This is a genomic window from Peribacillus sp. JNUCC 23 (genome assembly GCF_053653995.1).
This window is the reverse complement of record NZ_CM132202.1, coordinates 204,940-217,718: the sequence shown is the minus strand read 5'-3', so window position 1 is coordinate 217,718 and position 12,779 is coordinate 204,940. Positions and strand designations below refer to the sequence as shown.

General features: G+C 38.4%; 13 protein-coding genes and 2 pseudogenes. 2 read left to right on the top strand and 13 right to left on the bottom strand.

The genetic code is table 11. The features are described from left to right. Positions 1–17 precede the first annotated feature (17 nt). The 7 genes from JNUCC23_RS01215 to JNUCC23_RS01185 all read right to left on the bottom strand — a co-directional run bounded on the left by JNUCC23_RS01215 (position 18) and on the right by JNUCC23_RS01185 (position 6,822). The gene (locus JNUCC23_RS01215; protein ID WP_403077304.1) at positions 18–188 is read right to left on the bottom strand and encodes a hypothetical protein; all 171 of its coding nucleotides are present in this window, start codon (positions 186–188) and stop codon (positions 18–20) included. A gap of 220 nt (positions 189–408) precedes the next feature. After that, positions 409–849, bottom strand: a complete 441-nt coding sequence (locus tag JNUCC23_RS01210) for a hypothetical protein (RefSeq protein ID WP_454213832.1) — start codon at positions 847–849, stop codon at positions 409–411. Positions 850–1,284: 435 nt separating this feature from the next. Beyond that, the gene (locus JNUCC23_RS01205; RefSeq protein WP_403077311.1) at positions 1,285–1,452 is read right to left on the bottom strand and encodes a DUF6903 family protein; all 168 of its coding nucleotides are present in this window, start codon (positions 1,450–1,452) and stop codon (positions 1,285–1,287) included. Continuing rightward, positions 1,442–3,613, bottom strand: a complete 2,172-nt coding sequence (gene gnpA, locus JNUCC23_RS01200) for a 1,3-beta-galactosyl-N-acetylhexosamine phosphorylase (protein ID WP_454213830.1) — start codon at positions 3,611–3,613, stop codon at positions 1,442–1,444. Before gnpA ends, JNUCC23_RS01205 begins: the two co-directional genes overlap by 11 nt. A gap of 10 nt (positions 3,614–3,623) precedes the next feature. Further along, entirely contained in the window at positions 3,624–4,505 is an 882-nt protein-coding gene (locus JNUCC23_RS01195) for a carbohydrate ABC transporter permease (RefSeq protein WP_403077316.1), read from the bottom strand. Positions 4,506–4,519: 14 nt separating this feature from the next. Beyond that, the gene (locus tag JNUCC23_RS01190; RefSeq protein WP_403077320.1) at positions 4,520–5,410 is read right to left on the bottom strand and encodes a carbohydrate ABC transporter permease; all 891 of its coding nucleotides are present in this window, start codon (positions 5,408–5,410) and stop codon (positions 4,520–4,522) included. A 77-nt stretch (positions 5,411–5,487) separates the two neighbouring features. Further along, the gene (locus tag JNUCC23_RS01185; protein WP_454215950.1) at positions 5,488–6,822 is read right to left on the bottom strand and encodes a carbohydrate ABC transporter substrate-binding protein; all 1,335 of its coding nucleotides are present in this window, start codon (positions 6,820–6,822) and stop codon (positions 5,488–5,490) included. 171 nt (positions 6,823–6,993) lie between these two features. On the opposite strand from JNUCC23_RS01185, the gene JNUCC23_RS01180 reads away from it, so the two are divergent. Next, positions 6,994–7,863 carry an AraC family transcriptional regulator gene (locus JNUCC23_RS01180; RefSeq protein ID WP_403077323.1) on the top strand — a complete coding sequence of 290 codons (870 nt, stop codon included), beginning with the start codon at positions 6,994–6,996 and terminating at the stop codon, positions 7,861–7,863. Positions 7,864–7,985: 122 nt separating this feature from the next. Here the strand turns inward: JNUCC23_RS01180 and JNUCC23_RS01175 are convergent. The 6 genes and pseudogenes from JNUCC23_RS01175 to JNUCC23_RS01150 all read right to left on the bottom strand — a co-directional run. Beyond that, positions 7,986–8,231: pseudogene (locus JNUCC23_RS01175) on the bottom strand (UDP-glucose 4-epimerase GalE); the annotation flags it as partial. Between the two features lie 222 nt (positions 8,232–8,453). Next, a pseudogene (locus JNUCC23_RS01170) lies at positions 8,454–8,822 on the bottom strand (sortase); the annotation flags it as partial. 317 nt (positions 8,823–9,139) lie between these two features. After that, the gene (locus JNUCC23_RS01165; RefSeq protein WP_454213827.1) at positions 9,140–9,358 is read right to left on the bottom strand and encodes a hypothetical protein; all 219 of its coding nucleotides are present in this window, start codon (positions 9,356–9,358) and stop codon (positions 9,140–9,142) included. Positions 9,359–9,531: 173 nt separating this feature from the next. Further along, a complete protein-coding gene (locus tag JNUCC23_RS01160) occupies positions 9,532–9,969 on the bottom strand; it encodes a universal stress protein (protein ID WP_403077328.1) in 438 nt (145 codons plus the stop codon). A gap of 100 nt (positions 9,970–10,069) precedes the next feature. Continuing rightward, positions 10,070–11,461 carry a DHA2 family efflux MFS transporter permease subunit gene (locus tag JNUCC23_RS01155; RefSeq protein ID WP_454215948.1) on the bottom strand — a complete coding sequence of 464 codons (1,392 nt, stop codon included), beginning with the start codon at positions 11,459–11,461 and terminating at the stop codon, positions 10,070–10,072. Between the two features lie 30 nt (positions 11,462–11,491). After that, the gene (locus JNUCC23_RS01150; RefSeq protein WP_454213825.1) at positions 11,492–12,052 is read right to left on the bottom strand and encodes a TetR/AcrR family transcriptional regulator; all 561 of its coding nucleotides are present in this window, start codon (positions 12,050–12,052) and stop codon (positions 11,492–11,494) included. Positions 12,053–12,187: 135 nt separating this feature from the next. Between JNUCC23_RS01150 and JNUCC23_RS01145 the strand changes: the two genes are divergently transcribed. Next, the gene (locus JNUCC23_RS01145) at positions 12,188–12,691 is read left to right on the top strand and encodes a CarD family transcriptional regulator (RefSeq protein ID WP_454213824.1); all 504 of its coding nucleotides are present in this window, start codon (positions 12,188–12,190) and stop codon (positions 12,689–12,691) included. Positions 12,692–12,779 lie beyond the last annotated feature (88 nt).

The following is a 12,779-nucleotide window of genomic DNA, read 5'->3' as shown; positions in this document are numbered from 1 at the left end:
TACCCTCCTTTTCATTTTTACATTCTGTTAAAAAGCACTTCATTTCCTCCAGATGAAATTGTAACCCTTAGATTTGTCACTTCTGCTTCTGCACCGAACGGCGGAATGAAACCCGTAAAAAACGTTGGCAAAATCAACACAAGCGCAAGCAGGGTTTGGAAGAATCTCTTATAATACTTGCTCCCCAATTCCTCTCCTTCTTTGAATTTAATATTTTGATAGAAGGCGATACCTGTTAAGATAAAACAAAATGATTACCAAGTACCACCACCTACTTGTACTCTAGATTACTTTTATTAAAGCGCTTACACAATAAAGATATTGTCCAAATTTTTAGAAATATTGTTTTTTTAGTGAATTGTAAAAAAAAGCGAAAAGTTCCTGTCACTGTTCGCTACAATAAAACTATCAAATTTCGACAACATTCGAGGAGTGACAGGCACCAATAAAACGACGAAATCCTTCTCTTCCCTCTTCATTCCGCTTAAAAACAGCGGCATCTTCTAGTCCCTTCAAAAACTTTTCCCCAACTTCTTCTCTTACGAGTAATTCAATATTTGCCTCATTGGCAATCTCTTGGTAACGTACTTTTAGCTCTTCAGCCCAAGCTAAATGATAGTCAGCAACCATATGTGCATCGCCAAAAATATATTTTTCCACTTCCTCAAGTTCCTCTTTTAAGCGTGCCTGTAAAGAGGCAAGCCCTATCACTTCAATCAGCCCGATGTTTTCCCTTTTAATATGATGAAAATTGTTGTGAGGATGAAAAATTCCCAGTGGATGCTCTTCGTTCGTCCGATTATTTCGCAAAACCAAATCTAGTTCAAAAGGTCCCATGTTTGCGAGCAATGGGTGTAATCGTATTGTGCGATGTCTCACCAGTTCTTGCGATAATTCCAAGTGTTTCATCACTGTAATTTTGCTTCATAAAAATATGTGCCCCTGCCTCAACATGAGTACTGATTTGTTCTGAACGGCGACGAATAACGGACATCGGCCATTTGATAATGGAACACTCACATTCGGAAACCCAACCATTTCAAAGGTCCAGTCAGAATCTGCCTTAGCCACCGGAAATTCGTAATAGTGCTGTAATCGATGCACCCAACGATACTAATGTTTCTTTACTAAGTGTAAACATCTCCGACACTTATAGTGTCACCCCAACAAGTATAGATGCTTTGGATTTATTGCTAGTTTCCTTCAGTAAATCTTCCATCCTTAAAAAAGTAAAACTTTAACGAAGCGTAAAGAACACCTCAATAAAGTTTTACTCTCATTTTTTTAAATGTATTTTCGATTGTAATCATAAAGCAGTCCTAAGAGACCGGCTAATCCGATTAACATCATGCCGAATTCGAGTTTACCTGCTGTCTTTTGGCCCATGATAATCAATACTAGACAAGAGATAAACACAACCAGCTTAATAAGGACTAAAACACTAGCCCTCATTGGAAAAATCCTCCCATCGAATTTCACTAGGTGCCAAAGTCATTTCTTTACTGTTGCCTTCTCCGTCATAAACAGCCGTCATTTGTTCCTTCATTGAATTATTAACAATTGCCATTTTTCGAATCGAAGGGTAGGCATGAATCTCACAATGGATATTGCTCGCATGCCATTTATGGAATTCTTCCTCTTTATGGGCAGCATAGTATAACGCACGGATCAACAGCCGCGTATTTTCCTCGCTGTATGGAAGCCCCGCTATATAGATGGCTCGGCCTTCTCCAAATGGATGACTGGAAAGACGAACTTCTCCATTGGAATACTCAATAATTTCGGTTTCCTCTGATAATGCATAAATATTTTTCATTCCCTCACCAAAATCAAATTGGGCACTGTCTGCAGAAATAAAATGCTCTTCGATAGGAGTGACAAAATATTTATCTGTTGATAAACTGAATCCCAGTTCTTTGTCAACACCTAAGACATTCGCCAATTGGAAGTAATGGCCTTCATGCTGATAAGCTGTTGGTTCACCAATACCTACGAAGCCGCCGCCGTTATGAATCCAGGCTCTGATTGTAGTGACTAACTTTTCATTAATCCAATAATCCCCTCCTGAGAAAGCCGTACCCCCATCGCCGGCATTAATGATAACATCAACACCCTCTGGTACCCCATCGTTGATGATATCATCAAAACTAATGAACGAAACTTCCACAGCAGCCCCGCTCAAAGATTCCAATACACCTAAATAAGAATAAATTTGTTTATACCACAAAGCATGGGCAACCATATGTGTCTGCCAAGTTCTCAGCTTGCCCCAAGAATTCAAAATTGCGACTTTAAGACCACTGTATGGTTTAACGCCTTTGATCGTGTCATAAATTTCACGGAATTCCTCGGTGACTTTTTCAATATATGAGACAAATTCTGGATATTGATAGGCCAGGCTTAAATAACCGCCATAGCCGATGCGATCAACAGGGTTCCGCAGCAACGCTCTCCGGGCCGTTAACCAGTTTTCATTGGCTTCAATCACCGGGTTGTTACCTTCGTAAAACGTATCCGGGAAGAAGTAAGGTAAGAAACGGCCTTCTGTATAACGGACATGTGGGATATCCGCAATCATTCGTAATGTTGCTCCGCCGCCGACACTCCCTACCACTGCATCCAATCCAATATTTTCAAAGTATTTTCCATACGGTTCTGTACCAATCCAGTTATCGCCAAGGAACATCATCGCTTCCTTGCCGCTTTCATGGACAATGTCCACGAGCTTCTTTGCTTCTTGGGCAACAAATTTTTGCACAAAATCCATATAATCTAAAAAGACCGGAGTTGGAATTCGAAATGAAGTATTATAATAGCCTTGGTCAACGATGTCTTCTGGTCTTAAACGATAACCTTTTTCTTGTTCAAAGGCATCCAAAGCAGCCACCGAAACACTGGCACCATAACCGAACCAATCGACAAATTTTTCTTTGCCAAGATTATTGAACACAAGGGTAAAATGATAGAAAAACGTTGTGAATCTGACCACATCTGTATCCGAATTTTCCGTCAGCCATTGTTTTAAATAGGTTTTCATAAATTCATTGGAGTATGGCTGCCTGACATCAAAAGGAATGTCATGTGGCTTATCGCCCCAATTGTTGGTAATATGATTGTACATTTGGGTTGGATCCCAAATCACATAAACTAAAAAGGATACCGTGTATTCGTGCCAAGGAATCGCCTTCGTAATGACGACCCGATTTGCCTCTTCGTTTACTTCCCAATCATTTACATCAACCACTTCTCCGGTTGTCCGGTCGATGACTTCCCAATATTTCATAGGATCATGGAGGTAATCCGGCCGTAATTGTTCTTCAAAATAGCCTTTCATAAAATCAATTTCCAGTGTGTCAGTAAGTGCAGTATTGAACAAGCTCATTAAATAAAGTTGCTGGCATTCTTCCATATGATTCTTTGCAAACTCATTCTGTCCCCGCGCAACAAAATAAGTCGTATATATTTTGGCATCCAATTGTTTGATGTCATCATCCAGTTTCGTACCATCACTATCTCGAATCGCATCCGCTCCCCAACGCTCCATTAATTCTTTTGTTTCCTTTAGAAAGTTTTCTTCACTGGGCAAGGTAACCTGGCCTTTTCTCTTTTCCATGTAAATCCTCCTAGTCCTTTAATCCGCCAAGGGTCATCCCTTGCGTCATTTTCTTTTGAACAATGATATATAAAATCAAGGTTGGCAGCATGACGAGAACCATTCCCGCATACATTTGGCCGTAATTAGCAGCAGATTTTTGAGCTGCCATTAAGTTCATTAGCCCAACAGGCAAGGTCTTATTTTGACCTGGTATCAGAGTTAGGGCAATAATGTATTCATTCCAAAATGCAAGGAAGTTGAATAAGATGACGGCTATGATGCTTGGTCGGGCCATTGGAATCATAATTGAAATCATCGTTTTGAAATATCCGGCCCCATCGACCAACGCAGCTTCCTCATACGTTGATGGCAGCGATTGAAAATAGCTGGACAACAAGTAAATGGTAAATGGCAATGCGGTCGCCGCATAAACCACAGCTAAAATAAATAAATTGTCCAATAAGAATCCATCCCCAAATTGTCCACGTAAGAAGGTATCCCCATCCAACAACATCAAGAAAATCGGAACAACAATGTAGTTCACATTGATAAATAACCCAGCTTTAAATAAGGCATTCATAAATTGACTGCCTCTAAAGGTGTATCTGGCCAACACATAAGCTGCTGGCAAGGCGACGATCAATAAAATGAGCAGTGCCAAAGCAGTCACCATGACTGAATTCAACATATAGGTACCCATGTTTGCCTTCTGTAAAGCATCGATGAAGTTTTGAAAATAGAAACCTTTTGGCATGGCCCAAGGGCTTCCATAAAATTCCGAGTTTTGCTTCACTGAAGCTAAGAAAACCCATGCAACAGGGATAATGATAGAAATTGCTAATGTAATCAGAGCGACGTAGATAAACAAGCGATAGGCTGCTTCTGCACTCATTCCTTTGTGTCGTTTCATGTTCATGGACCCCCTTAATACTCCAGCACTTCCCGTTTGGTAACGTGGCTGACAATTGCAGATAATGCGAATGAGAATATGAAGATTACCACCCCAATAGCCATACCGTAACCATAAGAAGAATTGGTATAAGCCTGCTTATACATGTAGCTTAAAAATACCTCTGTCGATCCATCTGGCCCGCCGCCGGTCATCGCTTGGACGAGCAGAAAACTTAAATTAATCGTACTGATGATGAAGAAGGTTAACGTTGTCCGAATGTTATTCCAAATCAACGGTAGAGTAATACTAAAAAATTGTCTGATTCGTCCAGCACCTTCCAAAGCAGATGCTTCATAAAAACTTTCTGGGATACTCGCCATACTAGACATATACATGACCATATAGTAGCCAATGGCTTGCCAGACGAGCGCCCCGCCGATGCTGTAGATGGCAATTTTTTGATCGCCGAGCCACATTTTTTGAAGGTTCTCAAGGTTAAATGAAGCAAGTAGATTATTCAACAAACCTGTGGTTGGATCATAAACTGCTGAAAAAATCCCAGCAATGACCACAACGGATAAGATATTAGGGATGTAGAAAATAATCCGGAAAAGGCTGTTGCCTTTCATCTTTTCTCTCGTTAACAAAGTAGCAAACAAGATCGCCAGCACCATGGTAATGAGTGTGACGATAACAATCAATACAATACTGTTCTGAAGTGATCGAAAGAAGTTCAAATCATTCCACAAAATTTTGAAATTATCCAGCCCGACAAATACCTTATCATTAGAAAATCCGCCCCACTTATATAAGGACATCCTGAATACCTCAACCGTAGGCAAAATCATAAAAATAGTTAACAAAATCAATGCGGGTGCCGTACAAACAAAGATAAAAATTCTTTTTTCTATTGTTTTATTCATTACCATCACCTCAACTAATAAATATAACGGTGAGAAAAGTTACTCACCGTTATACGTAGTGAATTCTATAAAACTAGTTATTTTAATGCAGAACGCATTTGGTCACTCACTTTTTCAACTGATTTTTGCCAATCTTTTACTTTTTTATCACCAGAAACAATACTGTCGATCGTTCTGAATAAAGTATCAGCCATGCTGACACCTTCAACAGCCTCTGTTGCTGCAAATCCACCCATTCCTGCTTTAGCTCCAGAATCATATATACTATAGAAAAGTTTATTGTCACCGGTCAGTTTTTCAGAAATACCTTCGAGTGGCTGAATGGCACCAGCTTCCGCGAAAATAGCAGCTGCTTCATCGGAATACACATACGTCATGAACTCCTTAGCAGCCTTTTTATTTTCAGCTGCAGAAGGGATCCACATTTGTTCAAAGAAGGTAAAAGCGTAACGGTCGCCATTTTCTTCAACAGCTGGTAAAGCCGTCATCCCCCATTCAAAGCCATCCGCTCTAGGCGCTTCTCCCATTTCACCAACGACCCACGTACCATTTGGCATAAAAAGTGCTTTGTTATCAAGGATCAATTGTTGGTTTTTCGTGTAGTCTTTATCATTGGCATTTGCAACAGTTGTTAGCTCAGTATATTTCGCCAATTTTCCAATAATTTCAAACACTTGAGTTGCTTCAGGAGTTTCCCAAATGCCATCTTCATATTTCATTGCTTTATTGTAGAATTCAGGACCGCCCGCCTCAAATAGTAAAGAATAGAAGAATGCGTCAAAATAACCAGTGGTAGGATAAGTGAATAAAGAGATTCCTTCTGCTTTAGCTTTATCACCCAAAGCCCACATCTCATCCCATGTCTTCGGTACTTCCCAGCCTTTTTCTTTTAACAAACTAGCATTATAGAATAATCCTGTTGGGCTGTAGAACATCGGTGCCAAATACGTTTTGCCGTCATCATAGGGGCTCGTTGCAAGGGTATCGGTAAACCCTGGTACCAACTTATCCTTAACTTTGACATCTTCACCATAAACGTTCATATCCAAAACATCCGTAATGTCTTCTAAAGCTTGATCTTTGATCAATGTTTCTGTCAGTGCCAGTTTTCTTCCAGTCGCCAATAAAACCACATCTGGATAGTTTCCTGCTTTCATATTCGGGCTGATAACATCCTCGAGATTTTTATCCACCGTCAATTCAACATCGACCTTCGGATTTGCAGCCTCATAGGCATCGATTACCTTGGTCCACATATCTTTCCCATAAGCTGATTCAAGCGCCGCCACATGAAGGATTTGTTTTTTTCCGTCCTTAGAGTCATCAACCTTCGTAGTTTCACTACTCTGACAGGCTATTAAACTCAGAGATAATAACGCTGTCATTCCTGACAACCAAAACTTCTTTTTCATCTTCATCTTGACCCTCCTCCTTATTTCCCTTTTATAGGTAAAGTATACGAAAAATAAAAACGCTTTCACAATAAACATCTTGTTCAGTTTTTTAGGTATCTTGCTTTCCGTTGTAATAACTCACTAATATCCCTATAATATGAATAAAAGTTCTATAAAGGAGGGAATCATTTGTCTAATGAGATATTTGACGTACCGCAATCTCGACGAGACCGTCTTCCAGTAAATCTTCTTTATGTAACAAAGTCTAAATATGATAAAGATTGGCATAGTACTAATCATACGCATCACTTCACAGAGCTATTGTACATTACCAAAGGCAAAGGAACTTTTATCTTTTCCCAAGAAGAAATTCCCGTCAAAGAGCATGATTTAATTATCATCAATCCGAATGTCGAACACACGGAAAGGTCTGATGCCGATCACCCGCTCGAATATATTGCACTTGGTATCCAAGGTCTCGCCTTTTCATCTCCAGATAATCCGGGTCAGGTTAATTTTTACAATTATAAAAAGGAGCAAGAAGTCTATCTCTTTTACCTCCAGCAATTGGTTGAAGAAGTGGAAAACCAGAAGGAAGATTATGAGTTGATTATACAAGATATTTTAGAAATTTTGTTGCTTAAAATGATGAGAAAAAAAGCATTCAACTTGGAGAAAACCTCTACCCAAAAAATCAGTAAAGATATTGCATTTATCAAAAATTACATTAAGCAGCATTTTCGCGAAAATATCAATCTGGATACCTTAGCAGAAGCCAGTCATATCAATAAATACTATCTAGCCCATTCCTTCAAGAAACTAGTCGGTGTTTCACCCATTGAATACTTAATTCAAACACGCATCAGAGAAAGCAAAATATTGTTGGAATCCACCAACTATCCGATTTCCAATATTTCAACCATTACCGGCTTTTCTTCCCAATCATTCTTTGCACAATCCTTTAAACGAGAGACGAATCTATCTCCTTCACAATACAGAAATGCTAAAAACTCTAACAAAAACAAAACAAAAAATCAAAAAGCAACAAAAGAAACATAGAATCACCTAACTAGCAGAAACATAGATTTACTGATTAGCGAATCACGAGAACACTGCACAGATTCTCATTCCTGAACATTTATATAAGCCCTTGCCTGCTTTCGCAGATAAGGGTGATAGATCTAATATAATTGATTTTGGTGCCATCTCCAAACATCAGCAATGATTTGTTCTAAATTCCATTCTGCTTTCCATCCAAACTCAGAAAAGATCTTTTGGGAAGAAGCTACAAGTCTTGCTGGATTCCCGGCGCGGCCGGCGGCTTTTTCGACATTTGCTTCTATCCCTGTTACCTTTTCACACGTCTCAATGACTTCTTTTACAGAATAACCAAGCCCATTACCTAGATTATAAACTTCTGCTGATTTCCTCTCTACCTTAATATTGAGTACATCTCTGATTTGTAGAACTTACCGTAGTAATTTAACGGTTTATATTTTTTATACACGGCTCATCTTTATTTTAAAGCTGCAATACATTCTCGAGAAATTAAAAAAGTCCCAATAGGGTTTACCTTATTGGGAATCTCGCTTATTAATTTAACAGAAGAAATGTTGAGACCATAGGTGCAACAAAAAATCACCTTTTTATTAACTTTCTGTTTTTAAAGCCAGATAAACGACAAGTATATAGCGTTCAGGTGCTGACCCTATAAAATTAAAAGGATAACATGTACTGACGGTTAGGGCTGCACGTGGTTTTGGAAAGATTACGGTTCGATCACCCTCATCCACAATCCGAACTTTGTTGATTTTGTATATGAATTCTCCCGCCGATGTGCTTACAATCAACAAATCACCTTCACCTACTTGTCCGAGTTTACGGAATACCGTATCTCGATGACCCGAAAGAACGGAATTGTCATCCTCACCTAGTAGCACACTTTCTGCAAAGTGACCGACACCTTTCTCCACTTCATCCTCGTTTGTTCCATGGAAAATAGACAGTGTTACGTTTAGTATTTTCGATACTATCTTTTAAGAATCTATATTGTACGAAGAATTCAAAAAAGGTGTAGCTTTGGAATAAAGTATATTGAAAACGCTAGTTCTATATAGAATTGAAAAAACGCCTTTTGATCAAAACTTTATTAAAAGACGTTTTTATCATTGGTTAAAGAGGCCCATTTTCACAAAAAAGATTGATTAGTCAACGTCTTTTTTTCCTCTTATGAGTAACACGTTTTATGACTTCCTCTACAAATGAAGCAACGAAATACATTCCCAACAGTGACACAATGAAACTGAGAAAGAAGCAAGTGGTGATAAAGTATATTTTAGACATAATCAATGTCCCTTTGCTCCTTAATCATTCCGTTGTTGAAGTCAGCAACACATTTAGTAATTTTTCCAGTTGTTCTTGGTTCACAAGCCTTTTTAATTGCCAACTTTGCCATTCCGTCATAAACGTCCAGAGTCCTAACCATTGAAGCGTCTTGAATGGTTATTGACGTTTCACTAAAATCCGTAAGCTCTGGAGGAGTAATAATCCTCATTCCATCCTCGTCCTTGTCCTCGTTTTGCTTCTCTTTCTGACTTTGTTTTAGTGGGTTAAAATGTAAACACCATCCCCGATATCATAGTAGTGGATGGAGATTAGTTGCTATAAAAATCATACACGCTCTTTGATGTTTGGATAACCGAATCATTCAATTAAGAATCATAACAATCACTCAGGTGTACGGATCACTAAAACATCACATTTAGCTGAACGTACGATTGCTTCAGATACAGAACCAATTAAGAAACGTTCAACAGCATTCAGCCCCGTAGCACCACAGATAATTAAATCAGCCTCGACTAAGTTAGCAAGCTCTTTCGTGATGATCGTCCTTGGCGAACCGTGCTCAATTACTACCTTTACGTTCTCAACACCTTCAGCCTCAGCTTGTGCCTTATAGCTATTTAAAAGTTCCTCTGATCGCAGCACGGCACGCTCAACACTTGAACGTTCGTAAGCTTCGAATGAACGAGTATCGATTACGTTTACTATGTTTAATGCTGAATCTTCATTACGTTTTGCAACATCTATTGATTTGCGAAATGCATATTCAGCTTCTTTTGAACCGTCTACAGCTACTACAATACTTTTATAATGATTGGCCATTTGTCATAATCTCCTTCTAGCATGATTCGAAATCTATTCAATGGAAGTTCTCCCCCTGTACAAAGAGTCCGTTGTATTCATTTGAAATATTGTCTTTAGATTAATGCTGGGGCTTTTTCAGGAAGAAAGACAGTACAACATTAATTACAGCTAATATTAAACCGATTGTAAAGACTAGTGATGATCCCACAGCTGCCGCTTGTGGCAATTCATTCGCAGTTGTCGCTAAGTAACTCCCCTGTTTTGCTGAGAAAACCGATACCAATACTGCAATACCAATAGCGCCAGCTACTTGTTGGATTGTTTGAGTGATCGCAATTCCATCTGGATAGTATTGTTTAGGGAGCGAATTTAGCGTGTTTGTTTGTACAGAAGCAAGCACTGCCCCTATACCTAACATCATAACAATATGAGTTACCACAATCATCCACATGGCCGTTTCTGTACTAAATTGTGAATATAATACATAACCAATAGCTACTAAAATCGTTCCAGGTATAATCACTGCTTTCGGGCCATATTTGTCAAATAATTTACCAATGGATGGAGCTAATATACAGTTAAGTAAGCTACCTGGTAGAAGGATAAGACCTGTTGTAAAAGCAGCCATTAATAAAGCCATTTGCATATACATTGGTAAAATGACCAGCATTGACATCATATTAAAAAACGTAATAAAACTCATTATGACGCCAAGAACAAAGAGTGGAGTTTTAAATGCCCTTAGATTCATCGTAGGAGTCTCCATTTTTGTTTGGCGAATCGCAAAAAGAATGAGTGCTATCAATCCAATGATGATTGTTCCTAAAACCGTTGCACTTGTCCAACCGTGAACACCAGATACACTGAATCCGTATACAATACCACCGAATGCAATCGTCGAAAGTATAACAGATCGTGTATCAATCGAAACCTTACGTACTTCATTCACATTCGTTAAATATATTTGTCCGAAAATAAGAGAAAACAGTAAGAAAGGTACTGTAACCCAGAAAATCCAATGCCATGATAATGTATCTAAAATAAGTCCTGCTACTGTTGGACCTAGTGCTGGCCCAGCTAACATAACTAATCCCATGAGCCCCATAGCGCCACCACGTTTATTTGGAGGGAAGATAGTAAAAATAACATTTTGCGTTAAAGGTAAAGTAATGGCTAATCCTGCTGCTTGAATAATACGTGCCGCCAATAAAACACTAAATGTTGGTGCTACTGCTGCTAAAATCGCACCGATAATGGCTAACAATATAGCAGTCATAAACATTTGTCTTGTTGTAAATTTTTGCATCAAAATACCTGTTACTGGTATTAAAATACCTAATGTTAAGAAATAACCTGTTGCTAGCCACTGAATCGTTGTGGGATCGACACTGAATATTTGACTTAATTGTGTAAAGGCAATATTTAATGCCGTTTCACTAAAAAGTCCGACAAAACCTGCCACTAAAAGAGCAGCCATTATCGGGCCTGTTTTGAATTGTTTTTCCGTCATCGGAACTGGTTTGGCTTGTGTATTCACTTATTATAACTCCTTTAATAAATTTGGTAATATGTGCAAAATAATTTTTAGTGGTTCACTTGTTTTATTGGTTAAACAAAGCATAATTCCACCCTCGATAGAAGCCGTCATCATGAGAGCAATTGAGTAAGCCGTTTCTTCCGAAAATCCGTCTGCTACTAACTTTTCCGAATAAATCCCTTGAATCTTTGTGTAAAGGTCCGAACAAGCATTTAGAACTGGTTCACTTAGTGATGCCGTTTCGCTAACTATGCTGCTAAATGTATAACTAGTAATCGTACCTTCCCGATCAAAGTTGGCTACTAATTTCTTAATCATCGCATGAAGGGCTTCCATCGTCGTTTGATATCGTTTGAAAATATCCTCGATGTCCGTAGTAATCGCTTCATCCATGTTCTTCAGACAAGCGATGAGTAATTCTTCTTTTCCATTCGGAAAATGATGATAAAGCGCACCTTTTGTAATCGAACATGCTTTTAAGATTTCGTTTACTCCTACGCTCTTATATCCTTTCCGTTGAAAAAGATTTGTCGCGATGTCGATTATCAGCGATTTTGTATCCATTTCCGTTGCACACCCCCACATACCAACCGGTTTGTTTACTATATCAAAAAAAAATCCTTATTGTCAACTTGATTGACATTATTTTTTCATTAAGTTATTATCAACTTAATTGACATTTCATATCAGGAGGAAAAAATGTTTAATATAGGCGATTTAATCATCTATTCTGCACATGGCATTTGTAAAATTGATGATATTTGCGAAAAAACAGTTTCAGGTATCACAAGACCTTATTACGTATTGCATCCTATAGAGAACAATCATCAATTAACAATAAGTACTCCTATTAATAATGATAAGGTAGTCATGCTTGAACTAACCCATCAAGAGGAAGCCGATGAAATACTTGAATCTTTTAAAAACACTGGGATAAGATGGATTGACAAACCTAACATGCGTCACGATATATATTTCGATCTAGTAAATACAGGTGATCGAAAAGAAATCGCTAAAGTTGTAAATACGTTGATGCGAAAAAAAATTGAGGTTGAACTTCAGGAAAGAAAATTTTATGAACAAGATCGTAAACTTTTGGACACTACACAAAATATACTATTTAAAGAATTAGCCATTTCATTGAACACTACTTTTGAAGAAGTAAATGAAATGGTAATAAGATTGATAAAGAGAATTAAATAGGATAAAGTGAATACTCCATTTGGCTATTTTAGCTTAAAGAAAAACCCCCTCTTCGCCAACCATGTTGACAAAGAGGAGGTTTTTTATC

What these genes read in the sequence shown, in the direction of transcription:
- JNUCC23_RS01155 (WP_454215948.1), bottom strand. Translation starts at nt 11,461, where the DNA reads ATGACGGAAAAACAATTCAAAACAGGCCCGATAATGGCTGCTCTTTTA.
- JNUCC23_RS01160 (WP_403077328.1), bottom strand. Translation starts at nt 9,969, where the DNA reads ATGGCCAATCATTATAAAAGTATTGTAGTAGCTGTAGACGGTTCAAAA.
- JNUCC23_RS01195 (WP_403077316.1), bottom strand. Translation starts at nt 4,505, where the DNA reads ATGAAACGACACAAAGGAATGAGTGCAGAAGCAGCCTATCGCTTGTTT.
- JNUCC23_RS01190 (WP_403077320.1), bottom strand. Translation starts at nt 5,410, where the DNA reads ATGAATAAAACAATAGAAAAAAGAATTTTTATCTTTGTTTGTACGGCA.
- JNUCC23_RS01145 (WP_454213824.1), top strand. Translation starts at nt 12,188, where the DNA reads ATGTTTAATATAGGCGATTTAATCATCTATTCTGCACATGGCATTTGT.
- JNUCC23_RS01150 (WP_454213825.1), bottom strand. Translation starts at nt 12,052, where the DNA reads ATGGATACAAAATCGCTGATAATCGACATCGCGACAAATCTTTTTCAA.
- JNUCC23_RS01165 (WP_454213827.1), bottom strand. Translation starts at nt 9,358, where the DNA reads ATGAGGATTATTACTCCTCCAGAGCTTACGGATTTTAGTGAAACGTCA.
- gnpA (WP_454213830.1), bottom strand. Translation starts at nt 3,613, where the DNA reads ATGGAAAAGAGAAAAGGCCAGGTTACCTTGCCCAGTGAAGAAAACTTT.
- JNUCC23_RS01185 (WP_454215950.1), bottom strand. Translation starts at nt 6,822, where the DNA reads ATGAAAAAGAAGTTTTGGTTGTCAGGAATGACAGCGTTATTATCTCTG.
- JNUCC23_RS01205 (WP_403077311.1), bottom strand. Translation starts at nt 1,452, where the DNA reads ATGAGGGCTAGTGTTTTAGTCCTTATTAAGCTGGTTGTGTTTATCTCT.